This is a genomic window from Allomuricauda sp. TY007, from assembly GCF_010468565.1.
GTDB lineage: Bacteria > Bacteroidota > Bacteroidia > Flavobacteriales > Flavobacteriaceae > Flagellimonas.
This window is the reverse complement of sequence record NZ_WUEG01000013.1, coordinates 99,181-124,525: the sequence shown is the minus strand read 5'-3', so window position 1 is coordinate 124,525 and position 25,345 is coordinate 99,181. Positions and strand designations below refer to the sequence as shown.

31 protein-coding genes and 5 tRNA genes are annotated in these 25,345 nt (G+C 41.8%); 24 read left to right on the top strand and 12 right to left on the bottom strand.

What is annotated here, in order from left to right; translation table 11 throughout:
* Nucleotides 1-203: 203 nt before the first annotated feature.
* The 12 genes from GO009_RS13980 to GO009_RS13925 form a co-directional block, all read right to left on the bottom strand.
* Nucleotides 204-1,700: a M20/M25/M40 family metallo-hydrolase gene (locus GO009_RS13980; protein ID WP_163626933.1), complete on the bottom strand. Its 1,497-nt coding sequence runs from the start codon at nucleotides 1,698-1,700 to the stop codon at nucleotides 204-206.
* A gap of 33 nt (nucleotides 1,701-1,733) precedes the next feature.
* Nucleotides 1,734-2,516 carry a tryptophan synthase subunit alpha gene (gene trpA, locus GO009_RS13975; protein ID WP_163626931.1) on the bottom strand — a complete coding sequence of 261 codons (783 nt, stop codon included), beginning with the start codon at nucleotides 2,514-2,516 and terminating at the stop codon, nucleotides 1,734-1,736.
* Nucleotides 2,517-2,559: 43 nt separating this feature from the next.
* On the bottom strand, nucleotides 2,560-2,862 hold the full coding sequence (locus tag GO009_RS13970) for a GIY-YIG nuclease family protein (RefSeq protein ID WP_163626929.1): 303 nt from the start codon (nucleotides 2,860-2,862) through the stop codon (nucleotides 2,560-2,562).
* 129 nt (nucleotides 2,863-2,991) lie between these two features.
* The gene (gene trpB, locus GO009_RS13965; protein WP_163626927.1) at nucleotides 2,992-4,176 is read right to left on the bottom strand and encodes a tryptophan synthase subunit beta; all 1,185 of its coding nucleotides are present in this window, start codon (nucleotides 4,174-4,176) and stop codon (nucleotides 2,992-2,994) included.
* Nucleotides 4,173-4,841 (bottom strand): phosphoribosylanthranilate isomerase, encoded by a 669-nt coding sequence (locus GO009_RS13960; protein WP_163626925.1) that lies wholly within the window; start codon nucleotides 4,839-4,841, stop codon nucleotides 4,173-4,175. Before GO009_RS13960 ends, trpB begins: the two co-directional genes overlap by 4 nt.
* Nucleotides 4,842-4,891: 50 nt before the next feature.
* Nucleotides 4,892-5,677, bottom strand: a complete 786-nt coding sequence (trpC, locus tag GO009_RS13955; protein ID WP_163626923.1) for an indole-3-glycerol phosphate synthase TrpC — start codon at nucleotides 5,675-5,677, stop codon at nucleotides 4,892-4,894.
* Between the two features lie 125 nt (nucleotides 5,678-5,802).
* Nucleotides 5,803-6,798, bottom strand: a complete 996-nt coding sequence (trpD, locus tag GO009_RS13950) for an anthranilate phosphoribosyltransferase (RefSeq protein WP_163626921.1) — start codon at nucleotides 6,796-6,798, stop codon at nucleotides 5,803-5,805.
* A gap of 114 nt (nucleotides 6,799-6,912) precedes the next feature.
* Nucleotides 6,913-7,479 carry an aminodeoxychorismate/anthranilate synthase component II gene (locus GO009_RS13945; protein WP_163626919.1) on the bottom strand — a complete coding sequence of 189 codons (567 nt, stop codon included), beginning with the start codon at nucleotides 7,477-7,479 and terminating at the stop codon, nucleotides 6,913-6,915.
* Between the two features lie 2 nt (nucleotides 7,480-7,481).
* Nucleotides 7,482-8,879 (bottom strand): anthranilate synthase component I family protein, encoded by a 1,398-nt coding sequence (locus GO009_RS13940; RefSeq protein ID WP_163626918.1) that lies wholly within the window; start codon nucleotides 8,877-8,879, stop codon nucleotides 7,482-7,484.
* A gap of 243 nt (nucleotides 8,880-9,122) precedes the next feature.
* Entirely contained in the window at nucleotides 9,123-9,695 is a 573-nt protein-coding gene (locus tag GO009_RS13935; protein WP_163626916.1) for a YceI family protein, read from the bottom strand.
* 42 nt (nucleotides 9,696-9,737) lie between these two features.
* Nucleotides 9,738-10,370 (bottom strand): NAD(P)H-dependent oxidoreductase, encoded by a 633-nt coding sequence (locus GO009_RS13930; RefSeq protein ID WP_163626914.1) that lies wholly within the window; start codon nucleotides 10,368-10,370, stop codon nucleotides 9,738-9,740.
* Nucleotides 10,371-10,375: 5 nt separating this feature from the next.
* Nucleotides 10,376-10,822 (bottom strand): MarR family winged helix-turn-helix transcriptional regulator, encoded by a 447-nt coding sequence (locus tag GO009_RS13925; RefSeq protein ID WP_163626912.1) that lies wholly within the window; start codon nucleotides 10,820-10,822, stop codon nucleotides 10,376-10,378.
* Between the two features lie 134 nt (nucleotides 10,823-10,956).
* Between GO009_RS13925 and GO009_RS13920 the strand changes: the two genes are divergently transcribed.
* The 24 genes from GO009_RS13920 to rplL all read left to right on the top strand — a co-directional run bounded on the left by GO009_RS13920 (nucleotide 10,957) and on the right by rplL (nucleotide 25,268).
* Nucleotides 10,957-11,511 (top strand): TlpA disulfide reductase family protein, encoded by a 555-nt coding sequence (locus tag GO009_RS13920; RefSeq protein WP_163626910.1) that lies wholly within the window; start codon nucleotides 10,957-10,959, stop codon nucleotides 11,509-11,511.
* Between the two features lie 6 nt (nucleotides 11,512-11,517).
* Nucleotides 11,518-12,150: a thioredoxin family protein gene (locus GO009_RS13915; RefSeq protein ID WP_163626908.1), complete on the top strand. Its 633-nt coding sequence runs from the start codon at nucleotides 11,518-11,520 to the stop codon at nucleotides 12,148-12,150.
* A gap of 241 nt (nucleotides 12,151-12,391) precedes the next feature.
* Nucleotides 12,392-12,703, top strand: a complete 312-nt coding sequence (locus GO009_RS13910) for a rhodanese-like domain-containing protein (RefSeq protein WP_163626906.1) — start codon at nucleotides 12,392-12,394, stop codon at nucleotides 12,701-12,703.
* Between the two features lie 21 nt (nucleotides 12,704-12,724).
* On the top strand, nucleotides 12,725-14,005 hold the full coding sequence (locus GO009_RS13905) for a DUF2851 family protein (protein WP_163626904.1): 1,281 nt from the start codon (nucleotides 12,725-12,727) through the stop codon (nucleotides 14,003-14,005).
* A gap of 8 nt (nucleotides 14,006-14,013) precedes the next feature.
* Entirely contained in the window at nucleotides 14,014-14,241 is a 228-nt protein-coding gene (locus GO009_RS13900; RefSeq protein ID WP_014033469.1) for a PspC domain-containing protein, read from the top strand.
* 3 nt (nucleotides 14,242-14,244) lie between these two features.
* Nucleotides 14,245-14,487, top strand: a complete 243-nt coding sequence (locus GO009_RS17535; protein ID WP_203532461.1) for a hypothetical protein — start codon at nucleotides 14,245-14,247, stop codon at nucleotides 14,485-14,487.
* A gap of 85 nt (nucleotides 14,488-14,572) precedes the next feature.
* Nucleotides 14,573-16,636 (top strand): amino acid carrier protein, encoded by a 2,064-nt coding sequence (locus tag GO009_RS13890; RefSeq protein WP_163626901.1) that lies wholly within the window; start codon nucleotides 14,573-14,575, stop codon nucleotides 16,634-16,636.
* Between the two features lie 19 nt (nucleotides 16,637-16,655).
* Entirely contained in the window at nucleotides 16,656-17,510 is an 855-nt protein-coding gene (locus tag GO009_RS13885) for a helix-hairpin-helix domain-containing protein (RefSeq protein ID WP_163626899.1), read from the top strand.
* Nucleotides 17,511-17,520: 10 nt separating this feature from the next.
* Nucleotides 17,521-18,690 (top strand): acyl-CoA dehydrogenase family protein, encoded by a 1,170-nt coding sequence (locus GO009_RS13880; protein ID WP_163626897.1) that lies wholly within the window; start codon nucleotides 17,521-17,523, stop codon nucleotides 18,688-18,690.
* Nucleotides 18,691-18,782: 92 nt separating this feature from the next.
* On the top strand, nucleotides 18,783-18,977 hold the full coding sequence (rpsU, locus tag GO009_RS13875) for a 30S ribosomal protein S21 (protein ID WP_090299076.1): 195 nt from the start codon (nucleotides 18,783-18,785) through the stop codon (nucleotides 18,975-18,977).
* A gap of 97 nt (nucleotides 18,978-19,074) precedes the next feature.
* The gene (locus GO009_RS13870) at nucleotides 19,075-19,965 is read left to right on the top strand and encodes a tyrosine-type recombinase/integrase (protein ID WP_163626895.1); all 891 of its coding nucleotides are present in this window, start codon (nucleotides 19,075-19,077) and stop codon (nucleotides 19,963-19,965) included.
* A gap of 54 nt (nucleotides 19,966-20,019) precedes the next feature.
* Entirely contained in the window at nucleotides 20,020-20,322 is a 303-nt protein-coding gene (gene raiA / locus GO009_RS13865; protein WP_127138516.1) for a ribosome-associated translation inhibitor RaiA, read from the top strand.
* A gap of 101 nt (nucleotides 20,323-20,423) precedes the next feature.
* A tRNA-Thr gene (locus GO009_RS13860) sits at nucleotides 20,424-20,497 on the top strand.
* Nucleotides 20,498-20,520: 23 nt separating this feature from the next.
* Nucleotides 20,521-20,603: transfer RNA gene (locus tag GO009_RS13855), tRNA-Tyr, on the top strand.
* 79 nt (nucleotides 20,604-20,682) lie between these two features.
* Nucleotides 20,683-20,755, top strand: a tRNA-Gly gene (locus GO009_RS13850).
* Nucleotides 20,756-20,844: 89 nt separating this feature from the next.
* Nucleotides 20,845-20,916 (top strand) — tRNA-Thr (locus GO009_RS13845).
* 48 nt (nucleotides 20,917-20,964) lie between these two features.
* Complete coding sequence (gene tuf / locus GO009_RS13840) at nucleotides 20,965-22,152, top strand: elongation factor Tu (RefSeq protein WP_163626893.1); 1,188 nt, start codon at nucleotides 20,965-20,967, stop codon at nucleotides 22,150-22,152.
* A 72-nt stretch (nucleotides 22,153-22,224) separates the two neighbouring features.
* Nucleotides 22,225-22,297: transfer RNA gene (locus GO009_RS13835), tRNA-Trp, on the top strand.
* A gap of 19 nt (nucleotides 22,298-22,316) precedes the next feature.
* On the top strand, nucleotides 22,317-22,505 hold the full coding sequence (gene secE / locus GO009_RS13830) for a preprotein translocase subunit SecE (protein WP_127138518.1): 189 nt from the start codon (nucleotides 22,317-22,319) through the stop codon (nucleotides 22,503-22,505).
* A gap of 12 nt (nucleotides 22,506-22,517) precedes the next feature.
* On the top strand, nucleotides 22,518-23,069 hold the full coding sequence (gene nusG, locus GO009_RS13825) for a transcription termination/antitermination protein NusG (RefSeq protein WP_014033479.1): 552 nt from the start codon (nucleotides 22,518-22,520) through the stop codon (nucleotides 23,067-23,069).
* A 67-nt stretch (nucleotides 23,070-23,136) separates the two neighbouring features.
* Nucleotides 23,137-23,574 carry a 50S ribosomal protein L11 gene (gene rplK, locus GO009_RS13820; protein ID WP_163626891.1) on the top strand — a complete coding sequence of 146 codons (438 nt, stop codon included), beginning with the start codon at nucleotides 23,137-23,139 and terminating at the stop codon, nucleotides 23,572-23,574.
* 20 nt (nucleotides 23,575-23,594) lie between these two features.
* On the top strand, nucleotides 23,595-24,287 hold the full coding sequence (gene rplA / locus GO009_RS13815) for a 50S ribosomal protein L1 (protein ID WP_163626889.1): 693 nt from the start codon (nucleotides 23,595-23,597) through the stop codon (nucleotides 24,285-24,287).
* 23 nt (nucleotides 24,288-24,310) lie between these two features.
* The gene (rplJ, locus tag GO009_RS13810; RefSeq protein ID WP_163626887.1) at nucleotides 24,311-24,829 is read left to right on the top strand and encodes a 50S ribosomal protein L10; all 519 of its coding nucleotides are present in this window, start codon (nucleotides 24,311-24,313) and stop codon (nucleotides 24,827-24,829) included.
* A gap of 55 nt (nucleotides 24,830-24,884) precedes the next feature.
* A complete protein-coding gene (rplL, locus tag GO009_RS13805; RefSeq protein ID WP_014033483.1) occupies nucleotides 24,885-25,268 on the top strand; it encodes a 50S ribosomal protein L7/L12 in 384 nt (127 codons plus the stop codon).
* Nucleotides 25,269-25,345 lie beyond the last annotated feature (77 nt).

Below are 25,345 nucleotides of genomic sequence, written 5' to 3'. Positions count from 1 at the left end.
CCACCTATCGAGGTACAGCCAATAGGGGAACGGTTAAAAGGAGTACTGCACCAGGTCAAGTCAAAAAAATGACGGGAGCAAAAAATGCCAAAGCTTATGCCCCCGGACAGCAAAAGAAAAAAGGCAATAATGAATAAGTGCCTTGTATGAGATAAAAAAAAGCCCCGATTTTGGGGCTTTTTTTCCAAGGGTAAAATTTTCGTTTAGTCCAAAGACGAGGATAAAATCCCATAAAATGCCTTAATACCATAGGCCAACTGACCAATTTTGATATTCTCGTTTGGGCTGTGTTGGTTGTTATCAGGGTTCACTACAGGTACAATAAAGGCAGGAATTTTCAATTCGTTGATAAAAGGCGAGATTGGTACTGTGCCACCCATGGTTCGGATTTGAATGACCTCTTCCTCAAAACTTTTATTTAAAGTGTTTACGATAAACTTGCCATAAGGATTATCCAAATCGGTGCGGAAAGCATCAGTTACGCTTCCTTCGGTTACGGTTACAATTTTATCAAACTGCATGCGCTCTTCTTTGGAGGGTACATGGTCCAATACTTTGTATCCCTGCTTGGTGATATGGTCCTTTACCAAGTTTTTAAGACGGTTTCCATCACTCTCTACCACCAACCTCAAATCCAGTTCGGCGGTAGCACTTTCAGGAACAATGGTCCGTGCTTTGTCGCCGACCCAACCAGAACCCAATCCACGAATGTTCAAGGATGGGTATTGTAAAGCCTCTTGGTAATAACCGCCCACTTTTTCGGCAGTTTTAAACTGAAGCTTCTTCGCTATCGCCCCGTCATTATCAGGAACACTTTTTAGTATGGAATCCGTTTTTTCATCAATGGAAATACCATCATAATATCCAGGAATGGTCACTCTACCTTCGGCATCTTTCATGGTTGCCAGCAATTGTGCCAACTGGAACCCGGGGTTTGGTGCATAATTGCCATAATGTCCGCTATGTTGTGGTTTGATGGGGCCGTATGTGGTGAGGGTCAATGTGGTGATACCACGACACCCATAAACAACGGTAGGGTTTTCCGAAGCGTGAACAGGTCCGTCCACGATCATTAAAAAATCAGATTCTAGAAGTTCGTGGTACTGTTTTACCGCTGCGGGCAAGGGTTTACTGCTTTTTTCCTCTTCACTGTCCAAAATAACCTTGATGTTGAAGGGTATTTCCTTGCCATCCCTCTTCAACAGGTCCATGGCATTTAAGAGCATCACAATGGGCGATTTATCATCCGAAGTAGATCGCCCGAACAAACGCCAATCGTAGTTGATGTCGTCGTCCATTTCATCAAAAGAAACGGTTTCGAAGCCTCCATCCTTTGGAGCTTTCAATACAACCTGATATGGATTCGGCTGATCCCATTTGGAGGGGTCTACGGACTGGCCATCAAAGTGCATATAAATAAGTATAGTGGGTTTTTCACCGCTCACTGGCGTGGCTGCAAAAAACAGGGGAAGCCCATCTGTGTCCAAAACGGCAGTATTGAACCCTCTGTCACCGAACTTTCGCTTGAGCCACATGATGTTTCGGTCAATATCAGCTGCATCCAGCGCATCGTTGGGAATGGCAATAAATTCCCGAATCTCGTTAATGGCATCGGCCACTTGCGATTTTACGGCTACATCATCTTGTGCAAAAAGGGAAAAAGTGGCGAACAGGGAAACTAGGGACAGTGTTTTTTTCATGGAACAAATCGTCTTGATTTTTAGAACTGAAATTTAACGAATTTGCTTCACAAAGCCACCAATATCATCCACTCCGTTTGATGTTAAATGTTTGATGAAAGCCGAACCAATGATAGCTCCTTTGGCTTTTTTAGTTGCTTGCTCAAATGTTTCCGCATTGCTGATGCCAAATCCAACGATTTGTGGATTTTTCAAATCCATGTTGGCAATGCGTTCAAAATAGTCCGATTGTTCCGTTCCAAAACCTTGTTTGGCCCCGGTTGTACTGGCCGAACTCACCATGTAAATGAATCCTTCGGAGGCATCATCAATGGCTTTGATACGTTCATCACTTGTTTGGGGAGTGATCAGGAAAACATTGATCAATCCATGTTTTTTGAAAATGGCTTCGTATTCCTCTTTGTAAACATCCAGAGGTAAATCGGGAAGAATCAGTCCATCGATTCCGATTTCTTCACATTTGGCACAAAATTCCTCCACGCCATATTGAAGCACGGGATTAAAATAACCCATCAAAATAAGGGGAATGCTGACGGTCTTTCGAATATCTTTCAATTGCTCAAAGAGCAAAGCGGTGTTCATCCCATTTTTTAGGGCAGCCGTGGAACTTTCCTGAATCGTTGGGCCATCAGCCAGTGGGTCACTGAAGGGCAAGCCTATTTCGATGAGGTCCACACCGTTTTTCTCCAAATCCTGAATGATTTTTACGGTGTCATCCAAATTGGGGTAACCCGCTGAAAAATATATGGAAAGGATTTTTCCTGCCCGTCCGGCAGGCGGGTTATCCTCTTGTAATTTTTGTTTGATTCTGTTCATTTCTAGTTTGTTTTTTGTCATCCCGCACCTGATGCGGGATCTATTATGAATACCAATCATAAGCTAAATCACTCCAGCTTGGATTATCTTTTTCAATCAATTCAATCTTCCACTGCCTTTTCCATTTTTTGAGTCTTTTTTCTCTCAAAATGGCATCATTAACATTTTGGTGGGTTTCAAAATAGACTAGAATATGCAGTCCGTATTTTTTGGTAAACCCTTCAATTATTCCTTGCTTATGTTCCAAAACTCTTCGTTCAATATTGTTTGTCATTCCAGTATACAAAGTTCCATTACGCTTATTACTTAGGACATAAACATAATATTGATGAACGTTTTTGATCATTGTTTTTTTTTGGATTCCTGCCTTCGCAGGAATGACATCTGTTTTTGTTCGGTCTGTCATCCCGCACTTGATGCGGGATCCAGTTTCAATGCTGTTCTGGATTCCTGCTTTCGCAGGAATGACATTATGTTATAACTTGAAATAATCAATATAGTTCTGTAAATCTTTGTCGCCACGGCCTGATAGGTTGACCACCACTACATCATCTTCCTTGAACTTCCTATCTTCAAAAATGGCCAAGGCATGGGATGATTCAATGGCAGGGATAATACCTTCCAATTTACAAAGCCCCAAACCTGCCTTCATGGCATCATCATCGGTAATGGAAATAAATTCACCACGGCCCGAAGCATATAAATGAGCGTGCATTGGTCCGACCCCAGGGTAATCCAATCCAGCTGAAATGGAGTAGGGCTCGGTTATTTGCCCATCTTGGGTCTGCATCAACAAAGTTTTGCTGCCGTGTATAATACCCACTTTACCCAAGGCCGACGTAGCAGCACTCTCACCGGAATGAATACCTTTTCCAGCTGCCTCAACAGCAATGATGCCCACTTCGGGAACATCTAAATAATGGTAGAACGCTCCAGCAGCATTACTTCCACCGCCCACACAGGCTACTACGTAATCCGGGTTCTCCCTGCCTTCTTTTTCTTGGAGTTGATTTTTGATTTCCTCCGAAATCACCGATTGGAAACGAGCCACCATGTCGGGGTAGGGATGTGGTCCTACCACGGAACCGATAATATAATGCGTGTCCACAGGATTGTTGATCCAGTCGCGAATTGCTTCGTTGGTTGCATCTTTTAAGGTCTTACTGCCCGATGTTGCGGGCCTGACCTCTGCACCCAACATTTTCATACGGGCCACATTCGGGGCTTGACGCGCAATATCGATTTCTCCCATGTACACCACACATTGGATGCCCATTAAAGCGCAAACAGTAGCTGTTGCCACACCGTGCTGACCAGCACCTGTTTCAGCAATGATTCTGTTCTTGCCCAATTTTTTGGCCATCAGTATTTGGCCAATGGTATTGTTGACCTTGTGGGCGCCCGTATGGCACAAATCTTCCCTTTTGAGGTAGATTTTGGTGTTGTATTTTTCGGATAGGCGCTTTGCAAAATAAAGTGGTGTGGGTCGGCCAACATAATCCTTCAGCAATTGATGAAACTCTTCCTTGAACGAAGGTTCTTCCATGATGCCGAGGTAGTTTTGCCTGAGCTCCTCGCAATTGGGGTATAGCATTTCCGGGATAAAAGCTCCCCCAAACTCGCCGTAGTACCCCCTTTCATCAGCATGATAGCTTTTCATTGATATTCAGTTTTATCGTTTTGACCACTTTCCAGTGATGCTTTAAATGTTTTTAGATCGTCTATGTTTTTTAGTCCAGGCGCTCTTTCAAATTTACTGTTCACATCAATGGCGAAACAATTTTTGGAAGCGGGACTGTTTAAAAAATCTTTCAATTTTTCTTTGGAATCCAATCCAATGCCGCCACTTAAAAAGTAGGGCTTGCTGGACGGATATTTTTCCAAAACGGACCAGTCGAATGTATATCCATTGCCGCCCGGTAGTTTTCCTTTGGTATCAAAAAGAAAATAATCACACACATCTTCATAATCTGACAATACATCAAAATCAAAATCATCCTTGATGGAAAATACTTTGATGATTTCTAGATTTCTCGACTGCGCTCGAAATGACAGAAATCTTTCTTTTAGTTCATGGCAATAATCAGCACTTTCCTTTCCGTGGAGTTGTACGGCATCCAAATGATATTGAGCCACTTTTTTTAGAACCTCTTCCAAAGGTGCGTCCACAAAAACCCCCATTTTTTTAATGGAACTGGGCAATTTAGGGATCTCCCCCGAAAAATATCGGGAAGAGGGTTCCCAGAAGATAAAGCCCAAATAGTCGGGTTGCAAGGTTGCTACCTCTTCTGGATTATGGTTCATGCCGCAGATTTTCAGTTTCATAGGTCTCACTTTGATTTCGACTGCGCTCAATCTGACAGTTCGAAATGATGTTATGCGATTATCTTGTTTATAAATTCTTTTGCACTTTTACCGGGTTCGTCCGTCTTCATGAAGTTCTCCCCAATCAAAAAACCTTGATAATCAAACTCCTTTAATTCACGGATGGCTTCCACGGAACTGATGCCGCTCTCCGAAACTTTTACAAAATCATCCGGAATTTTTTTAGACAAGGTTTTGCTGATGTTCAAATTGACCTCAAAGGATTTCAGGTTCCTATTGTTCACGCCCAATATATCCAAACTTGGCATCAAGGATTTTTCCAATTCTTCTTCGTTGTGTACTTCCAACAGTACGTCCAATCCCAGCCCTTTGGCCAATTCAGATAAGGTTTTGATTTCTTCCCTGGTCAGAATGGCAGCAATCAACAATATGACATCGGCACCATAGGCTTTGGCCTCGACGATTTGATATTCGTCTATGATAAACTCCTTTCTTAAAATAGGAATGTTGGTGGATGCCCTAGCGAGGACCAAATCATCCAAAGAGCCCCCGAAATATTTGCCATCGGTGAGCACGGACATGCCACAAGCACCTGCATCGGCATAGCCCTTGGCCACATCCTGTACACTCAAGCTTTGATTGATTACGGATTTGGACGGCGAACGGCGCTTGTGCTCGGCAATAATGCCAGAGTTGCTCTTACGCAAAACTTCTGCCAACGAGATAGAGGTGCGTTCCATCATTACCGAAGCTTCCAGTTGGGGCAGGGTGATTAGCGTTTTTTTTAAATCGACTTCTTTGCGTTTATCGGCTACTATTTTGTCTAGTATGTTCATTTTGTTTCTGTCATACCGCTCCCGATAACTATCGGGATGATGCGGAATCTATTTTTATTTATGTCGGATTCCTGCTTTCCCTTCGACTCCGCTCAGGGCCCCGAAGGAATGACACTTCACCGAATTTAACTATTACTTAATTCTTGCAATTTTTTGAGTGATGCTAACCCTTTGCCTCCAAATAACGATTCTTTTGCTTTTTCAAAACCCTCTTTTGGTGTGATACCTTCCACGGTAGCAATGGCAACCCCTGCATTGGCACAAACCACATTGTTCTGGGCATCTGTGCCTTTGCCTTGCAAAATATTCATGAAAATCTGGGCGGACTCTGCTACATCTTCGCCCCCTGTGATTTCCTCTTGTGAAACCTTTTCCACGCCAAAATCGGCAGGTGCCAGCATACCTTCTGTATGGTTGGATATGGTTTTGGTGTCGCCAGTCAATGAGATTTCATCATATCCGTCCAACGCATTTAAAACGGTAAATTTCTTGTCTGTATTCTGATATAGATAACCATACATTCTTGCCAGCTCCAAATTAAACACCCCTACCATTTGATTTTTTGGGAATGCAGGATTTACCATAGGCCCCAACATATTGAAAAATGTTTTCACGGCCAACTCTCTTCGGATGGGGGCCACATTTTTCATGGCCGGATGGAACAAGGGGGCGTGCAATACACAAATACCGGCTTCCTCGATGGTCTTTTTCAGAAAATCGGCATCATTACTAAATTTGATGCCCAAAAATTCCATAACGTTGCTACTCCCACATTTAGAGGAAACTCCATAATTTCCATGCTTGGTCACATGTATTCCTGCTCCTGCGGTTACAAAGGAAGCCAGTGTCGAAATATTAAATGTGTCCTTGCCATCTCCTCCTGTTCCACAAAGGTCGATGGGGTCGTACTCGGCTAGGTCAACTGCCAGGCAGAGTTCCAAAAGGGCATCGCGGAACCCCTCAAGTTCTTCAATGGTTACACTTCGCATCATGTAAACCGTTAAAAATGCTGCGATTTGGGAAGTGTTGTAATCTCCCTTGGCGATGTTCACCAATATTTGTTTGGCTTCTTCCTTGGGAAGAATCTCGTGATTGATGAGTTTGTTTAAAGTCTTTTTCATTGTTCTTCTTTGTCATTCCGCTTTTGATACGGAATCTTACATTCAAATTTGATTTATTTGGATTCCTGCCTTTCCATCGACTGCACTTAGGATGACAGCAGGAATGACGTATTGCTAGCTTTCCAACCAATTCTTCAACATTTGTTTGCCTTCGGGGGTCAATACGGATTCAGGGTGAAACTGCACTGCCGTAACATCGTATTCTTTATGTCGAAGCGACATGATCTGCCCGTTTTCGTCTACCGCGGTGGTTTCCAATACCTCCGGTAAATCGGGGTCCACAACCCAAGAATGATATCTGCCCACCTGAATTGTTTTGGGCATATCTTTATAAATAGGGTCGTCCTTGGTCACGGTTATGGTGGTGTCCACTCCATGATATACTTGGTCCAAATTGATCAAGGTACCTCCGAATACTTCGCCAATGGCCTGAAGCCCCAAACACACCCCAAAAATACGTTTGGTTGGCGCGTATGTCTTGATGATTTCCTTTAAAAGCCCTGCTTCATCCGGAATTCCAGGTCCAGGGGAAAGCACAATGTATTCAAACGGTTCCACTTCGTCCAAAGTGAGCTGGTCGTTCCGTTTTACGGTCACCTCACAATTCAAATCTTCCAGATAGTGTACCAAGTTGTAGGTAAAGCTATCGTAGTTGTCTATCATTAAAATCTTTCTTCCCATGCTTAGATTGTTTCGGCTATTTCCAGCGCTTTGGTCAATGCGCCCAATTTATTGTAGGTTTCTTGGAGTTCGTCATCAGGATTGGAAGCTGCCACCAAACCTGCCCCTGCTTGGTAATATAGTTCGTGGTCCTTGCTCAAGAAAGTTCGGATCATAATGGCGTGGTTAAAGTTGCCTTCAAAATCCATAAACCCGATGGCGCCGCCATAATAGGAACGACTTGTTTTTTCGTACTTTTCAATGAGCTGCATGGCCATATGCTTGGGGGCCCCGCTCAAAGTCCCAGCGGGAAAGGTATCGGCGACCACTTTCATGGTAGTACTGTCCTTTTTCTTTTGTCCCGTTACTTTGGACACCAGGTGGATAACGTGGGAGAAATATTGAACTTCACGATAGGTTTCCACGTTTACGGTGTTTCCGTTGCGGCTCAAATCGTTTCGGGCAAGGTCTACGAGCATTACGTGTTCGCTGTTTTCTTTTTCGTCCTGTGCCAACTTTTTGGCGAGTTCTGCATCTTTTTCATCATTTCCGGTACGTTTATAGGTTCCTGCAATGGGATGGATCTCTGCCTTGCCCTCCTTTACAATCAATTGTGCTTCTGGGGAGCTTCCGAATATTTTAAAGTCGCCGTAATCAAAATAGAATAGGTAAGGGGAAGGGTTGATGGAGCGAAGTGCCCGGTACACATTGAACTCGTCTCCCTTGAATTTTTGTTTGAACCTTCTGGAGAGTACCAATTGGAATACATCGCCACGCTGACAATGTTTTTTGGCCAACTCCACCAGTTCTTTGTAATCCTCATCTTTTAGGTTGGATTCGGGTTCCCCTTCTTTATTGAAGTTGTAAGATGAAAAGGTCCTAATGTTGAAAAGCTGCTCCATTTCCTCCACATTGCTTTCAGAGTCGTAACAATGTGCGAACAAGTAGGCCTCGTTCTTAAAATGATTGATGGCTATGATGTTTTGGTATACCGCATAATAGATGTCGGGAATATCGGCGGAATCTTCCTTTTTGGAAATCTCCACATCCTCAAAATAACGAACAGCATCGTAGGCCATATACCCAAACAGTCCGTTGTAGATGAATTTAAAACCATTTTGGGTGGTTTTGAACTGCTTGCTGAAGTTATGGATAGCTTCGGTAACATCGGTTTCAGGTGTAATTTCCGTTACTTGTTTTGTGCCATCTGGAAAATGTTGTTCTATGGTTTCGTTCTCCACTTTAATGGATGCGATGGGATTGCAGCAGATATACGAAAAACTGTTATCGTTGGCGTGGTAGTCGCTACTTTCCAAAAGAATACTGTTGGGGAACTTGTCCCTGATCTTCAGGTAAACGCTCACGGGGGTAATGGTGTCCGCGAGGATTTTTTTGTAATGGGTCTTAAGCGTGTAACTCATTTGGTACTTATATAAATTAAAAAAGGCCTGTCGTGATGACAAGCCTCTTGTATGGTTATAATGGGGACTTAGCTCACGACGTTTTCCGTAAGTTTATCCACCACCAGTTATTTGCTATTCTGTTAATCATTGCACCAAATATAGGGAGGAATTTTTAACGGGGCAACAATGTTTTGTTTAAAATAAAAAATCCCGCCCTAGAAATATCTCGGACGGGATTTCCACACACTAAACAGGAGTTGATTACATCTGTAGATCAACTACCAAATCAAACTCGTCATAGATCAATTTGTCCTTGGCCGTGCCAATGATACCTGATCCGTATTTTACGTCGTACTTGGTTCTGTCAACTTTCAAGGAAGCAGTTGCTTTGTCCCCATAAACGGAAACTTCGAAAGTTACGGGCTCGGTGGTACCTTTAATGGTAAGGTCGCCAGTTACGTCGTAAGAATTCTTACCGGTAGATTTCACTTTAGTGAACACCAATTTAGCAGTAGGATGATTTGCCGTACCAAAAAAGTCATCGGACTTCAAATGGCCGTCCAACTTATCTTTGTATTCTCCCTCCAAATCGGTTGTGTTGATGCTTGCCATATCCACAACAAACTCACCACCGACCAATTTTTCACCGTCGAATTCCAAGGCACCTGATTTAAGGCTGATGGTACCGGCGTGGGAACCTCCAACTTTGTAACCTTTCCAGGTAACAGTACTCTCCGTCGTCTTTACTTCCTTGGTTTCTTTTTTAATTGGGTTAGCTACTGCGGAAGCGGTAAAAAGGGTAACCAATGTTAAACTCAAAATTGTCTTTTTCATGATTGTTTTAAATTTCTGTTTTTAATTGTTAGGGTTTAAGGGTTATATGAGTGTAAATAATTCTTCTTTTGATTTTCTGACTTTCGGTAAATGCTGGGTCTCATCATCTTCGGAACGGTATCCTACGGCCAAAACAACGGCTGCATTGAGATTTTTGTCGTTCAATCCCAAAATTTCATTGTATTTGTCAGATTCGAAACCTTCCATCGGGCAGGTGTCGATTTTCAATTCTGCTGCAGCTTGCATCAAATTTCCAAAGGCGATGTACGCCTGTCTTGCGGTCCAATTGTTTTTGGTTTCGGTCGGGAGGTCCATCAATTTGGATTTCATAAAATCCGAATACCCTTTAAGGCCTTCTGTAGGAATATTTCTGGTTTCACTCACATTGACCAAATAATCATCTACCAATTCATCCCCGAAATCCGTTGCATTTGCAAACACGATAATGTGGGATGCATCTGTAATTTGTGATTGTCCCCAAGAAGCAGGTTTCAATTGCTCCTTTACTTCTTGGTCGGAGATAACCAGTACGTGATAAGGTTGTAGTCCGTAAGAGGAAGCACTTAAGCGTGTTGCTTCCAAAAGTGTATCCAAATCATTGTCCGATACTTTTTTTTCAGCGTCAAATTTTTTGGTGGCGTAGCGCCATGTTCTATGTTCTAATACGTTGCTCATTATGTCTAAAATTTATCTAATAGTTGATTTAATTGTTCCAAATCTTTTTGGTCGAAGTTTTTTAGTATGGTGCCATGTGCCTTTTCCAGAGCATTGTCCATTTGGGACAAAGCTTCCAAACCCGACTCGGTAACCATGATTTCCACTTTACGCCTGTTCGATGGGCAAACACAGCGGCTGACATATCCCTTGGCAATCAATTTGTCCACCAAACGGGTGGTGTTGCTCATTTTGGTGACCATCCTTTCATTTATGGTGGAAAGATTGGCAGGGTTGCCTTTTTGTCCCCTTAAAATCCTGAGAACATTGAATTGTTGCATGGAAACCTCAAAAGGCTTTAAGGTACCCGTCAATATTTCGTTGATCTTATTTTGAACCAACGCTATATGAATCACCGTTCTGGCCTCCAATGGGATTTTCTTTGTGGTTTTAATGATTTCCTCTACATTCATGTCTAAACAACAATTGTATATACAAATGTAAGTTGATTTTTGATGACGTTCCAAATTTTTGATCGATAAAATTTTGTTAAATGGTGGGAAAAGGAATTACTCTTGTGTATTTTTAAAGGTGTAAAAAACAGATAATGAATAAGTTATTCGCTTTAGGGTTGATGGTTTCCGTTTTTGTGGGCTGCGCCGAAAAGAAAGGTCAAAAAAAGGAAGAAGTTGAATCCGCTGGGAACGAAATGGTTGTTCAAGCAGAAGAAGTGGGTGCGGATGTTAAGTTCCCCATTTATGATTTTGATGGTTTGGAACCTTTGTTGCACAAGGAAGATGATAAAACCTACATTGTTAATTTTTGGGCAACCTGGTGCAAACCCTGCATAAAAGAGATGCCATATTTTGAACGTGTGCAAGAGGAGCAAAAGACGAATAATGTTGAAGTGATATTGGTCAGTTTGGATATGCCCAATATGTGGAAGACACAATTGGAGCCTTTTGTGGAAAAAAAGGGGATTCAATCTAAAGTGGTCATATTGGACGACCCCAAACAAAACGATTGGATACCAAAGGTATCCGAAGAGTGGGGAGGAGGTATTCCCGCTACCTTAATATATAATAAGGACAAGCGAACTTTTTACCAGCGTGGTTTTACGTACGAAGAACTGAACAATGAGTTAACTAAATTCATAAACTAATCAGCTATGAAAAAAACAAAGATCTTAGGATGGTCAGCTTTGCTGTTGATTTTTGTGGCAGCTTTTGCTATGGGGTTCAAAGTAGCAACCGAGCATAATTCCGATAAAGGATACGAAGTTGGCGATATGGCAGCAGATTTCTCCTTGAAGAATGTGGATGGAACTATGGTTTCGCTATCTGATTTTGATAGAGCCAAAGGTTTTCTGGTCATATTTACCTGTAACACCTGCCCGTATGCCCAAGCTTACGAAGACAGAATAATCGCTTTGGATGCCAAGTACAAACCGCAGGGTGTTCCTGTTATTGCCATTAACCCGAACAATCCCAATGCCAAGCCAGGGGACAGTTTTGCAAAAATGAAGGAACGTGCGGCCAAAAAAGGATTCACTTTTCCCTATTTGTTGGATGAGGGCCAAAAAGTATACCCCCAATATGGTGCCACGCGCACACCACACGTTTTCTTGTTGGAGAAAACAGCATCAGGAAATATGGTGAAATATATTGGAGCCATTGATGATAACTACCAAGATGCATCACAAGTGGACGAAAAATTCGTGGAAAATGCCGTGAATGCCATGTTGGCAGGAAATGAAATCAACCCTAAAACGACAAAAGCCATTGGATGCGGCATTCAATAAGTCAAACTCAAAATAAAACCATAAGAAATCCGGAGTAATGCTTCGGATTTTTATTTTTTTGTGATTGCAAGATTTTATCATAACCAAAACCTTCGTCAACCTGAACTTGTTTCAGGTTCTCATAAAATTATTTATTAATTGTACTATGAGATTCCGAAATGAATTCGGAATGACGTACAAAAAGCAATTATTACATATATGTTTTATTCAACTATTTTTGTAGCAATCTAAATTGAAAAAAATGTCAGATCTATCACAAGAAGAATGGGCGGAGCAACTGGAAAACGATGATAACGCCTTTATTTTGGATGTACGAACCCCCGAAGAAGTGGAAGAAGGCTATATTCCAGGTTCGACGAACATCGATATTTATTTGGGACAGGAGTTTGTGGACGAATTGGAAAAGCTGGATAAGTCCAAGAACTATTACGTGTACTGCCGATCAGGAAACCGTAGTGGACAGGCCTGTGCCATTATGAACAGTATTGGAATCGAAAATGCTTATAACCTGGAAGGTGGCTTTATGGAGTGGGAAGGCGAAGTAGCAGAGTAGACCTCCATTTATCCCAAATCAATGCGAGAAGACCTACTTTATTTTATTTGGAGGCATAACAAGCTTCCAACAGAACAGTTGTACACGGGCAATGGGGAACCTATTGTAATTAGGTCTCCAGGAACCCAAAACAGGTTGGCTGGCCCCGATTTTTTTAATGCCAAAGTTGAAATCGACGGGCAGCTCTGGGCCGGTAATGTGGAGATGCACCTCAAATCTTCCGATTGGTATGTGCACCATCATGAAACCGATAAAAATTATGACAATGTCATTCTCCACGTAGTGTGGGAGGATGACATTGCTGTTTTTAGAAAGGATGGTTCGCAGATACCCACTTTAGAAGTGAAAAACTATGTTTCCAAATCACTCTTGGACGGCTACCAGAACCTGATGAACAAATCACGGACGAGTTTTATCAACTGTGAAAAAGATGTAAGGCAGGTAGATTCCTTTTTGATGGAAAATTGGCTGCACCGATTGTACATTGAACGCTTGGAGCACAAATCCAAATTGATATGGAAACTTCTGGATACCTCAAAGAATGATTGGGAAGCGGTACTTTTTATGCTTTTGGCCAAGAACTTTGGTTCCAAGGTCAATGGACCATATTTTTTGGAGCGGGCACAACAATTGGATTTTTCCATAGCGAGGAAAACAACCAACGAGCCCTTGCAATTGGAAGCTTTGCTTTTTGGTCACTTTGGACTTTTACAAGTGGATGAATGCACTGATTCGCACTATGTGCAACTCAAAAAGGAGTATGGTTATCTGCAGCGTAAATTTGATTTGGATATACCAGCATCAAAACCAGAGTTCTTTGGGTTGCGGCCAATGAACTTTCCAACCATTCGGATTTCGCAATTGGTTAATTTATATGTGGGAAATCACAATTTCTTTTCCGAATTGATGCATTTGGACAGGCTGGAAGACATCTATCAGGCTTTTGAAATTTGTGCAAGCCCTTATTGGGAAGATCATTATACGTTTGGCAAGGTCTCCAAAAAACGTGTAAAGAAATTATCCAAAAATTTTGTGGACCTGGTCATCATCAATACCATTTTGCCTCTCAAGTTTTGCTATGCAAAACATGTAGGAAGGGATTGGAACGAGGAGTTGATTGCATTGGTATCGCAATTGAGCAAGGAAGACAATTCCATCATTAAAAATTTTGATAAAATCGGGCCTAAAACCCAAAATGCTCTGGAAAGTCAGGCAAAATTGGAACTATACAATAATTACTGCACAAAAAATAAATGTATGCAATGTACCATTGGCACACAATTATTGAATAGAAATACATAATTTTAACCATGTCTTTATTTTATAATACGCTTTATTACTTTCAAAAAAGAGGCTTTGAGGTCTGTCGCCGTATAGCCGAACGGCTTGGTATTCGTGCCCGTGTGGTACGTACCAGTTTTATCTATTTAACCTTTGTTACCTTGGGTTTTGGGTTTGCTCTGTACCTCTTTATAGCCTTTTGGCTTCGAATTAAAGACTTGATCTATACCAAAAGAACCTCCGTATTTGATCTTTAATTTATGATTAGACCGGTACGCCCCAAAATAGCATTGGCACTTTTCTTAATAGTTGTGGTGTTCTTGTTTGGGATATTCGGTTACAAAACGCTGTCTGATTTTACACGTATAGGTTACGTAGATTCGAACGAAAAACATATCATCAATCCAGAAGCAGATATGACATTACAGCCAAAAATTAAACTGATCGCTCTTGGAGTAGCGGAGCAATTACGAAAATTAAATCAAATGTTTCAGATAGGTTAGTTAAAAAAACATAAAATTTGATAGCGTTGAATTTTTTTTAGATATTGCTGCCTTTACCGTACCAAAAACTAACTAATTTCAATATATGAAGTATTTTATTACTCTATTGTCTTTTTTTGCACTAACCACAGGTTTCTCACAAGAATTGACCGTAGTGGGCAAAACCTATAATGTCTCCGATAACATAAATAATGGGGTCATAGAACTTGAAGTTGATGGTGGGGTGGAGCCCTATACCTATAAATGGAGCAACCAGAGTACGCCGCTCACATCAAAAAGGGCGCAAGGGCTGGTGGAAGGAATACCCTATAGTGTGGTTGTGACCGATGCTGCTGGCAATTCCGTTACAAAGGAGTTTGAAATTGAGACAGAATCGATTACTGAAATTTTTAACGGAACCATGACCCCGGCAGTAAGCGCTTTGGGGTCTGTTCTTTTTTGGGACCCCTTTGCCGCCATTGGAATATACGACCCTGTGGCCTATGCCGATGTAAAATTGATCGGTATTCCCGATTGGAGCAATGAGACCCAGGATAAATTTGTGCTTAAGGAATGGCTCAAAGAAGAAAAGGCAAGTGTTGCCAAAGGCGAGGATATTGCAATTATATCCAGTGACAAACGAGGTGAGATAATCATAAAATCCAACGCCAAAGGAAAACTCTTGCAAAAGGTGAAACAGGGAGGGGTAATCTACAACTCCCAGAACCCGGAGCATGTTATAGAACAGGGAGCACATTATTTTGCTCAAATCGAATATGACGAACCCATCCCAATGTTGCATCCCAATGGCGACCCAATTATCAAAGGGATTCCTTTTATTGTAATCTGGTTGGTGTTTGGAGCATTGTTCTTTACCCTCCGAATGGGATTCATCAACATCCGTGGCTTTAAGCATTCCATTGACCTGGCCAAAGGAAAATATGACGACCCTGATGCACCGGGACAAGTAACCCACTTTCAGGCGTTGGCTACTGCAGTTTCTGGTACCGTAGGCCTTGGAAACATTGCCGGTGTTGCTGTTGCCGTTTCGTTAGGGGGCGCAGGAGCGACTTTTTGGATGATTATCTGTGGTTTGTTGGGGATGTCCTCCAAATTTGTGGAGTGCACCCTTGGCGTAAAATATCGCGATATACTTCCTGACGGGCGTGTTTTCGGTGGCCCTATGAACTACCTGCGATATGGTCTTGAAAAAAGAAACCTGAAAGGATTTGGCAAAGTATTGGCAGGAGTGTTTGCACTGCTTGCTGTAGGAGCCTCCTTTGGAGGTGGAAATATGTTCCAGGCCAACCAGTCCTTCGAACAATTGGCAGGTCAGTTTCCTGTTTTGGCAGGCAACGGATTTTGGTTTGGTGTTGTTACCGCTATTTTGGTCGGTGTGGTCATCATTGGCGGAATTAGCAGTATTGCTAGGGTAACAGGTAAGATAGTGCCAATTATGGCCTCTGTTTACATTGTAGCGGCCTTGGCAGTAATTATAATGAACATACAAAATATTGGCCCTGCATTTTCAGCCATTTTTGAAGGAGCATTGAATCCTTCGGCCTTAAAAGGCGGTATAATAGGTGTTTTGGTGGTTGGGTTCCAACGGGCGGCCTTCTCCAATGAGGCAGGTGTGGGTTCAGCGGCCATTGCCCATAGTGCCGCCAAGACCAATCATCCCCCATCAGAAGGCTTTGTTGCTTTGTTGGAGCCGTTTATTGATACGGTGGTGGTTTGTACCCTTACGGCCTTGGTATTGATCTTTACCGGAATGCACGAAGTGGAGGGAATGGCCGGTGCTCAGTTGACCTCCGATGCTTTTGGTAGCCAAATCTCTTGGTTCCCCTATGTGTTGGCCTTGGCAGTGTTCCTTTTCGCATTTTCGACCATGATTTCTTGGTCCTATTATGGAATGAGAGCATGGACATACCTTTTTGGAAAGAGCAAGCGTGCCGAAATGATCTATAAAATGCTGTTCTTGGTATTTGTGGTTGTGGGGGCTTCCGTAAGCTTGGGTGCCGTGCTGGACTTTTCCGATATGATGATCTTGGCCATGTCCTTCCCGAACATTATCGGACTCTACATCATGTCCGGTGAAGTACGTAAAGACCTGGATGGCTATTTACAGAAATTAAAAGTCGGTCAACTTTTTAAAAAGGCTAAAAGTTAAGTTTTAGCATAAACATATTATGAGAAAACAATCCCACTTCAGGTTCAATAAACAAGAACGGAGTGGGATTTTCTTTTTATTGTTGATAACGATTGTGCTTCAAGGAGGGTATTATTACGTGAAAGCAAACCCATCTCAACGGGAAAGCAATTTTACTCTCGATACAGGGGAGCAAAGCAAGGTGGATAGTCTTAAAAACCATCAGTTTGAAGCATCCATAAAAATTTTTCCCTTCAATCCCAATTATATTACAGATTATAAAGGGTACACTTTGGGATTGTCCACTTTGGAATTGGACAGATTGTTTGCTTTTCGTGAAGATGGCAAGTTCGTGAATTCGGCCAAGGAGTTTCAAACCGTTACCCAAGTTTCTGATTCCTTGTTAAATGTACTCTCACCATATTTTAAGTTTCCAGATTGGGTTACAAAACATCAATCCATGAAAAAGGCCCCATCAAAACAACCGGCAGCAGTAAAGCTCCAAGATTTGAATACTGCAACGACGGAAGATTTAGAATCAATTTATGGTATTGGGGAAACACTATCGGAAAGAATCATAAAATTTCGGGACAGGTTAGGGGGGTTCTTGGTAAACGAACAGTTGTACGATGTTTATGGTTTAAAGCCTGAAGTTGCGGACAAAGCTTTGCTTAGGTTCCAAGTGTTGGAGGTGCCTTCGATACAAAAAATCAATATTAATAAAGCTAGTGCAGCGGAGCTATCGCAATTGGTTTATATCAGTAGGTCATTGGCTTTTGATATTGTTGCATATCGAGATAAGAATGGTGCTTATCAATCATTTCAAGAATTGAGTAAAGTCAATAAATTTCCTACGGGAAAACTAGATAGAATAGCCTTATATTTGTCCTTATAAATAAGGTGGTATGATCGATATGTACTTCACGGAAGAGCATAATTTGTTCCGGGAGAGTTTAAAAGATTTTTTGCAAAAAGAAGTTGTTCCCCACATTGAAGAATGGGAGGACACTGGAAAGATTGATAGGGCTATTTGGAACAAGTTTGGGGAGATGGGCTTTTTTGGGCTTATGACCTCCGAGGCTTATTCGGGTTTGGACCTAGACCTGTTTTATACCACTATTTTTCTGGAAGAACTACAAAAGATCAATTCGGGTGGTTTTGCCGCTGCTATGTGGGCGCATCAATACTTGGCCATGACCTATTTGAACAAACTGGCAGACCATGAGCAAAAGAAAGCTTATCTAGAACCCAGTGTGCTCGGTGATAAAATTGGTTGTTTGGGGGTTTCGGAGCCTTTTGGCGGGAGTGATGTGGCCGCTATGCGAACCACTGCTGAAAAGAAGGGCGATATATATATTGTAAACGGCTCTAAAACATTTATTACCAACGGGGTTTACGGAGACTACATTGTACTTGCAGCCAAAACGGACAAGGATGCTGGCCACAAGGGCATCAGTATGTTTGTTGTGGATAGGAATGCGAAGGGTGTCACCGCCAGCAAGCTCAACAAGTTGGGGTGGCGTGCTTCCGACACTGCAGAATTGGCCTTTGATAATGTGGAGGTTCCCGCTTCCAATTTGTTGGGTAAGGAGAACGAAGGCTTTGGTTATATTATGGAAGCCTTTTCCTTGGAGCGGTTGGTAATGGGTATCAATGCGCATGCACGGGCCGAGTTTGCCTTGGACTATGCATTGCAATATATGTCAGAGCGCGAAGCGTTTGGCAAAACCATAGACCAGTTTCAGGCTTTGCGGCATAGGCTGGTGGACCTGTATTCGGATATGTTGGTGTGCAAACAATTCAATTATGCCACAGTGGCACAAATGGAAAAAGGTGCGTATGTTGTTAAAGAAGCCACTATTTCCAAATTAAAGTCCACCAAAATGGCCGATGAGGTGATTTACAACTGTCTTCAATTTTTGGGCGGCTACGGTTATATTGAAGATTACCCTATGGCACGTTTGAGCCGAGATAGTAGGTTGGGTCCCATTGGTGGTGGTACTTCAGAAATTCTAAAGGAGATTTTGGCTAAAATCATTGTGGATAAAAAGGAATACAAAAAGACAATTGTATAGATTGCCTTTAAAAAAGCAAAATATTTCTTTACCCATTGAATATCATTTGTATATTTGCAGACCAAAATTTTAAAGAAAGGAGGTTGTAGCCCATGTTAATTATACCAGTAAAAGAAGGAGAAAACATCGATAGAGCTTTAAAGCGTTTCAAACGTAAGTTCGACAGAACAGGTACCATGCGTCAGTTAAGATCAAGACAACAGTTTACCAAACCATCTGTAGAGCGTAGAGCGCAAATTCAAAAAGCACAGTACATTCAAGGTCTTAGGGACCAAGAAGAAGTATAGGGCTATCGCTTTAACAAAATATATGAATCCCGTTCCAATATTGGAACGGGATTTTTCGTTTTAGATATAGACTAATCGTAATCGCTACCTTTGATATATGTCCGTATCAGCTTTTACATCTTATTTAAGGTTGGAGAAAAATTACTCCGAGCATACTGTAAAAGCGTATGAAAAGGATATTGATGCCTTCTCCGGTTTCTGCAGGGAGCATCATGGGGAGTCCAATCTGGAAAACGTCTCTTATCCATTGATTCGAAATTGGATCGTCCACTTGTCCGACCATGGAATTTCAAACAGAACCATCAACAGAAAAATATCTTCTCTACAGGCTTATTATAAATTTTTATTGAAGACTGGTGATATAGCCATTTCACCATTGGTGAAACATAGGGCGCTTAAAACCAGCAAAAAAATAGAGGTTCCATTTTCTGAAACGGAGATGGAAACTATTCTGTCCAAAATTCCTTTTGATGAAGATTTTGAAGGGGAGCGCGATAAACTCATTATAGAACTTTTGTACACCACGGGCATGCGAAGGGCCGAATTGGTAAATTTAAAGGTGACGGATGTAAACCTGTTCAACCATACATTAAAAGTTTTGGGCAAAAGGAACAAAGAACGTATTCTTCCCTTGTTACCATCTACCACAGAGCAGATAAAAAACTATTTGACCAAGCGCTCCGAACTTGAAAACGCATCGGATTCCACATATTTGCTGTTAACAAAAGAAGGTCTTAAAATTTATGAAACACTTGTTTATCGTACCATAAATAAGTATTTTAGTTTGGTGTCCCCCAAGGTGAAAAAGAGTCCGCATATACTCAGACACACCTTTGCAACACACTTGCTCAATAGGGGGGCGGATTTAAATTCCGTAAAGGAATTATTGGGTCATTCCAGTTTGGCATCTACGCAAGTGTACACACATAACAGTATTGCCGAGCTAAAAAAAGCACACCAAAAGGCCCATCCAAGAAACAAGAAATAAAATTCTTGTATTGTTTAACTTCACTGTCCAGGACAGTACTAAAAACTTCGTCTTATGAAAGTAAACGCACAATCGGTAAATTTTGCAGCTGATGGTAAACTCCTCGATTTTGTCCAAAAACGGATGGACAAGATGGAATTGTTCTATGACAAGGTCATTGAATCGGATGTATATTTAAAAGTTGAAAACACAAGTGCTAAAGAAAATAAGATCGTGGAAATCATGGTGTTTGTCCCTCGGGACAAATTCATGGTAAAAAAACAATGTAAGTCGTTTGAAGAGGCTGTGGATTCGGCCTGTAGTTCCTTGGAAAGACAGTTGGTAAAAAAGAAGGAAAAACTGAGGGCGAAAGCGTGATGAAAATTTTTCAAAATTTATTTTGAATTAAAATATAAATATATACATTTGCAGTCCGTTAGAAATAGCGGGCTTTTTTAGTGAGTAAAAAGCGGTGAAATGCCGATATAGCTCAGCTGGCTAGAGCAGCTGATTTGTAATCAGCAGGTCGTGGGTTCGAGTCCCTCTATCGGCTCGTAAGTTACTGAAAATTAAGGCGGGGGGATACTCAAGCGGCCAACGAGGACAGACTGTAAATCTGTTGGTTTTTACCTTCGCAGGTTCGAATCCTGCTCCCCCCACAAAAGTTGTTCGTCGGAACAGCTGGGAAATAAGGTTTTTTGAAATATTGGAATCTTTGGATGAAAGTCCAGAAAAAATGCGGGAGTAGCTCAGTTGGTAGAGCGTCAGCCTTCCAAGCTGAATGTCGCCGGTTCGAACCCGGTCTCCCGCTCTAAACTTGAAACTTTGGTTTCAAGACGAAGGTTGAAGTTTTGACGAGCTAGACTTGTAACTTTAAACTCTAAACCTGATAACCCATAGGCCGGTGTAGCTCAGGGGTAGAGCGTTTCCTTGGTAAGGAAGAGGTCACGGGTTCAAATCCCGTCATTGGCTCAAAAACGATTTGTACACTAATATAAACTAAGATTAAAATTATTTAAAATGGCAAAGGAAACTTTTGATCGTTCCAAACCGCACTTAAATATTGGTACCATTGGACACGTGGATCACGGTAAAACTACATTGACCGCTGCTATTACCACTGTATTGGCCAACGCAGGTTTGTCTGAAACAAGAAGCTTTGATTCTATTGACAACGCTCCTGAAGAAAAAGAAAGAGGTATTACAATCAACACTTCACACGTTGAGTACCAAACAGAAAACCGTCACTACGCACACGTTGACTGTCCTGGTCACGCGGATTACGTAAAGAACATGGTTACTGGTGCTGCTCAAATGGACGGTGCTATTTTGGTTGTTGCTGCGACAGATGGTCCTATGCCACAAACTCGTGAGCACATCCTTTTGGGACGTCAGGTAGGTATTCCACGTATCGTTGTTTTCTTGAACAAAGTTGACATGGTGGATGATGAAGAGCTCTTGGAGCTTGTTGAAATGGAGGTTAGAGAATTGCTTTCTTTCTACGAGTACGATGGTGACAATGGTCCTGTTATTGCTGGTTCTGCACTTGGTGCTTTGAACGGTGAGCAAAAGTGGGTTGACACGGTTATGGAGTTGATGAAAGCTGTTGATGAGTGGATCGAGGAGCCAGAGCGTGAAGTTGATAAAGACTTCCTTATGCCAATCGAAGATGTGTTTACCATTACAGGTAGGGGTACTGTTGCCACTGGTCGTATCGAAACTGGTGTTGCCAATACAGGTGACCCTGTTGATATCATCGGTATGGGTGCTGAGAAATTGACTTCCACTATCACGGGGGTTGAGATGTTCCGTAAGATTTTGGATAGAGGAGAAGCTGGTGATAACGTAGGTCTTCTTTTGAGAGGTATCGAGAAATCCGATATCAAAAGAGGTATGGTTATCTGTAAGCCAGGTTCTGTTAAGCCACACGCTAAATTCAAAGCTGAGGTTTATATCTTGAAAAAAGAAGAAGGTGGACGTCACACTCCATTCCATAACAACTACCGTCCTCAGTTCTATTTGAGAACTACTGATGTTACTGGTAACATTAACTTGCCTGACGGTGTTGAAATGGTAATGCCAGGTGATAACTTGACAATTACCGTGGATTTGATTCAGCCTGTAGCTTGTAGCGTAGGTCTACGTTTCGCTATCCGTGAGGGTGGTAGAACAGTAGGTGCCGGTCAGGTTACTGAGATTCTAGATTAAGATTCAATTTATAATAAAATTGCACTCAAGGGTGTTCCGATTTTCTCGGGATACCTTTCAGTGTAATTATAAACGGGTGTAGCTCAGTTGGTAGAGCACTGGTCTCCAAAACCAGGTGTCGGGAGTTCGAGTCTCTCCTCCCGTGCAAGTTAAATACAAAAAATATGGTCACTTACATAAAGGAATCATTCGAAGAGCTTAAGAACAATGTTACTTGGTTGGAGAGAAGTAAAGCTTCCAATCTTATGGTAATCGTTGCAGTGTTTTCTATCTTGTTTGCCTTGGCAACATGGGGTGTGGATTCCTTGTTCAGTAATTTGATCACATTGTATTTTGAAAAATTAATAGGATAAAGGTCGGTTGATATGTCTGAGGTTCTGGAGAAAAAATGGTATGTAGTTAGAGCGGTCAGTGGTCAAGAGAACAAGATCAAAGGCTATATCGAAAGCGAGGTAGAGCGTGCAGGTTTTGGCGATTATCTCGAAGAGGTTCTGGTGCCTACCGAAAAAGTTGTTCAGATCAGGAACGGAAAGAAAATCAACAAAGAGCGTGTTTACTTTCCAGGATATATCATGATAAAGGCTAACCTTGGCGGAGAAATGGTGCATATCATTCGTTCCATCACCAATGTAATTGGCTTCTTGGGCGAAGTTAAGGGTGGTGATCCAATTCCTTTAAGAAAATCCGAAGTGAACCGTATGCTAGGAAAAGTGGACGAGTTGGCTGTCAATACAGACAACGTTGCGATTCCATTCGTGTTGGGTGAAACGGTTAAGGTTATTGATGGACCTTTCAATGGATTCAATGGAACTGTTGAAAAAATCAATGAAGAAAAGCGTAAGCTGGAAGTAATGGTGAAGATTTTCGGAAGAAAGACACCATTGGAGCTAAGCTATATGCAAGTTGAAAAAGTATAACAAGAGCTGTTACATATATAAAGCTGTGTTGCTTCCAATTGACACACTTTAAATTTAATTAGAAACAATGGCAAAAGAAGTAGATAAGGTAGTTAAATTACAAGTTAGGGGAGGTGCTGCGAACCCATCGCCACCGGTTGGACCCGCCTTAGGTGCTGCTGGTGTTAACATCATGGAGTTCTGTAAGCAGTTTAATGCTCGTACGCAGGACAAACAAGGTAAGGTTTTACCTGTTGTTATCACCGTTTACAAAGACAAATCTTTCGATTTCGTTGTAAAAACACCACCTGCGGCAGTTCAATTGATGGAAGCAGCTAAGATTAAAAAAGGATCTGGCGAACCTAACAGGGTTAAAAACGGTTCAGTAACCTGGGATCAAGTAAAAGCAATCGCTGAGGACAAAATGGTAGACCTTAATGCTTTTACCGTAGAATCTGCAATGAGTATGGTTGCGGGTACTGCAAGATCCATGGGCTTGAAAATAGCCGGACAGAGACCTTTTTAAAATCTTAAAGCAATTAAGAAATGGCAAGATTGACTAAAAAGCAAAAAGAAGCCCAATCCAAAATAGATAAGAACAAACTCTATTCTTTGGAAGAGGCATCAGCTTTAGTAAAAGAAATAACCAATGTAAAATTTGACGCTTCCATTGATTTGGCTGTTCGTTTGGGTGTAGATCCAAGAAAAGCAAATCAGATGGTGCGGGGCGTTGTTACCCTTCCTCACGGAACAGGTAAAGACGTAAAAGTTTTGGCATTGGTGACTCCAGACAAAGAAGCAGAAGCTAAAGAAGCTGGTGCTGACTTTGTAGGGTTGGACGAATATTTGGAGAAAATTAAAGGCGGTTGGACCGATGTTGATGTAATCATCACCATGCCAAGCGTTATGGGCAAACTGGGGCCATTAGGTAGAATTTTGGGGCCTAGAGGTTTAATGCCCAATCCAAAGACTGGAACTGTAACTATGGATGTGGCCAAGGCAGTATCCGATGTTAAGGCCGGTAAAATAGACTTTAAAGTGGACAAAACTGGTATTGTACACGCTGCAATCGGAAAAGCTTCATTCTCTGCGGACAAAATCGCAGGAAATGCTAGGGAATTGATTGATACCTTGGTGAAGATGAAGCCATCTGCTGCAAAAGGTGTGTACATGAAAAGTATTTACTTGTCCAGTACCATGAGTCCTAGTATTCAATTAGATCCAAAAGCAGTTCAATAACTGGTAGTCCAATTTTTTTAACTATGACAAGAGAAGAAAAAGCAACAGTAATAAAAGACTTGACTGCACAGTTGACTGATAATCCTAACATTTACTTGGCGGATATATCGGGGTTGAATGCCGTGGACACCTCCAATTTGAGAAGAGCGTGTTTTAAGGCGAACATTAAGCTTGCGGTCGTAAAGAACACCTTGCTTGCAAAAGCAATGGAAGCTTCTGATAAGGAATTTGGTGAACTTCCCGAAGTGTTGAAAGGCAATACATCATTGATGTTGTCCGAAACAGGGAACGCACCTGCGAAACTTATCAAGAACTTTAGAAAAAAATCAGAAAAGCCCGTATTGAAAGGAGCCTTTATTGAAGAGGCCATCTACATTGGGGACAACAACCTTGACGCACTTGTTAACATCAAGTCCAAAGAGGAAGTTATCGGGGATATCATCGGATTGTTGCAATCACCGGCCAAAAATGTTATTTCTGGACTTAAGTCCGGAGGCGGTAAATTGGCAGGTATCCTTAAAACCTTATCTGAGAAAGAATAATTCGCGCACAATAAACTAAGTATATTTTTAAACATTTTTATTAAACGATAGAAAAATGGCAGATTTAAAAGATTTTGCAGAACAGTTGGTAAACCTTACAGTAAAAGAGGTAAATGAGTTGGCCGACATTTTAAAAGAAGAATATGGTATCGAGCCTGCTGCTGCTGCAGTAGCCGTTGCTGGTGGTGCTGCCGCTGGTGGAGGTGAAGGTGAAGCTGCTGAGGAAAAATCAGAATTTGATGTAATCCTTACAGCTGCCGGTGGTTCTAAATTGGCAGTAGTGAAATTGGTTAAGGAATTGACCGGTCTTGGACTAAAAGACGCTAAAGAAATCGTTGACAGCGCACCAAAAGCTGTTAAGGAAGGTGTTGCCAAAGATGAGGCAGAAGGTATCAAAAAATCATTGGAAGAAGCAGGAGCAGAAGTTGAGCTTAAATAATCGCTTTTCCCATTAGAACTTGGTTAAGGTCTTTCCATTTTTGGTTAGACCTTAGCCTATTTATATAAGGAGTGTAT

Coding starts and splice junctions, on each gene's coding strand:
- GO009_RS13980 (WP_163626933.1), bottom strand. CDS start 1,700: ATGAAAAAAACACTGTCCCTAGTTTCCCTGTTCGCCACTTTTTCCCTT.
- trpA (WP_163626931.1), bottom strand. CDS start 2,516: ATGAACAGAATCAAACAAAAATTACAAGAGGATAACCCGCCTGCCGGA.
- GO009_RS13970 (WP_163626929.1), bottom strand. CDS start 2,862: ATGATCAAAAACGTTCATCAATATTATGTTTATGTCCTAAGTAATAAG.
- trpB (WP_163626927.1), bottom strand. CDS start 4,176: ATGAAAAGCTATCATGCTGATGAAAGGGGGTACTACGGCGAGTTTGGG.
- GO009_RS13960 (WP_163626925.1), bottom strand. CDS start 4,841: ATGAAACTGAAAATCTGCGGCATGAACCATAATCCAGAAGAGGTAGCA.
- trpC (WP_163626923.1), bottom strand. CDS start 5,677: ATGAACATACTAGACAAAATAGTAGCCGATAAACGCAAAGAAGTCGAT.
- trpD (WP_163626921.1), bottom strand. CDS start 6,798: ATGAAAAAGACTTTAAACAAACTCATCAATCACGAGATTCTTCCCAAG.
- GO009_RS13945 (WP_163626919.1), bottom strand. CDS start 7,479: ATGGGAAGAAAGATTTTAATGATAGACAACTACGATAGCTTTACCTAC.
- GO009_RS13940 (WP_163626918.1), bottom strand. CDS start 8,879: ATGAGTTACACGCTTAAGACCCATTACAAAAAAATCCTCGCGGACACC.
- GO009_RS13935 (WP_163626916.1), bottom strand. CDS start 9,695: ATGAAAAAGACAATTTTGAGTTTAACATTGGTTACCCTTTTTACCGCT.
- GO009_RS13930 (WP_163626914.1), bottom strand. CDS start 10,370: ATGAGCAACGTATTAGAACATAGAACATGGCGCTACGCCACCAAAAAA.
- GO009_RS13925 (WP_163626912.1), bottom strand. CDS start 10,822: ATGAATGTAGAGGAAATCATTAAAACCACAAAGAAAATCCCATTGGAG.
- GO009_RS13920 (WP_163626910.1), top strand. CDS start 10,957: ATGAATAAGTTATTCGCTTTAGGGTTGATGGTTTCCGTTTTTGTGGGC.
- GO009_RS13915 (WP_163626908.1), top strand. CDS start 11,518: ATGAAAAAAACAAAGATCTTAGGATGGTCAGCTTTGCTGTTGATTTTT.
- GO009_RS13910 (WP_163626906.1), top strand. CDS start 12,392: ATGTCAGATCTATCACAAGAAGAATGGGCGGAGCAACTGGAAAACGAT.
- GO009_RS13905 (WP_163626904.1), top strand. CDS start 12,725: ATGCGAGAAGACCTACTTTATTTTATTTGGAGGCATAACAAGCTTCCA.
- GO009_RS13900 (WP_014033469.1), top strand. CDS start 14,014: ATGTCTTTATTTTATAATACGCTTTATTACTTTCAAAAAAGAGGCTTT.
- GO009_RS17535 (WP_203532461.1), top strand. CDS start 14,245: ATGATTAGACCGGTACGCCCCAAAATAGCATTGGCACTTTTCTTAATA.
- GO009_RS13890 (WP_163626901.1), top strand. CDS start 14,573: ATGAAGTATTTTATTACTCTATTGTCTTTTTTTGCACTAACCACAGGT.
- GO009_RS13885 (WP_163626899.1), top strand. CDS start 16,656: ATGAGAAAACAATCCCACTTCAGGTTCAATAAACAAGAACGGAGTGGG.
- GO009_RS13880 (WP_163626897.1), top strand. CDS start 17,521: ATGATCGATATGTACTTCACGGAAGAGCATAATTTGTTCCGGGAGAGT.
- rpsU (WP_090299076.1), top strand. CDS start 18,783: ATGTTAATTATACCAGTAAAAGAAGGAGAAAACATCGATAGAGCTTTA.
- GO009_RS13870 (WP_163626895.1), top strand. CDS start 19,075: ATGTCCGTATCAGCTTTTACATCTTATTTAAGGTTGGAGAAAAATTAC.
- raiA (WP_127138516.1), top strand. CDS start 20,020: ATGAAAGTAAACGCACAATCGGTAAATTTTGCAGCTGATGGTAAACTC.
- tuf (WP_163626893.1), top strand. CDS start 20,965: ATGGCAAAGGAAACTTTTGATCGTTCCAAACCGCACTTAAATATTGGT.
- secE (WP_127138518.1), top strand. CDS start 22,317: ATGGTCACTTACATAAAGGAATCATTCGAAGAGCTTAAGAACAATGTT.
- nusG (WP_014033479.1), top strand. CDS start 22,518: ATGTCTGAGGTTCTGGAGAAAAAATGGTATGTAGTTAGAGCGGTCAGT.
- rplK (WP_163626891.1), top strand. CDS start 23,137: ATGGCAAAAGAAGTAGATAAGGTAGTTAAATTACAAGTTAGGGGAGGT.
- rplA (WP_163626889.1), top strand. CDS start 23,595: ATGGCAAGATTGACTAAAAAGCAAAAAGAAGCCCAATCCAAAATAGAT.
- rplJ (WP_163626887.1), top strand. CDS start 24,311: ATGACAAGAGAAGAAAAAGCAACAGTAATAAAAGACTTGACTGCACAG.
- rplL (WP_014033483.1), top strand. CDS start 24,885: ATGGCAGATTTAAAAGATTTTGCAGAACAGTTGGTAAACCTTACAGTA.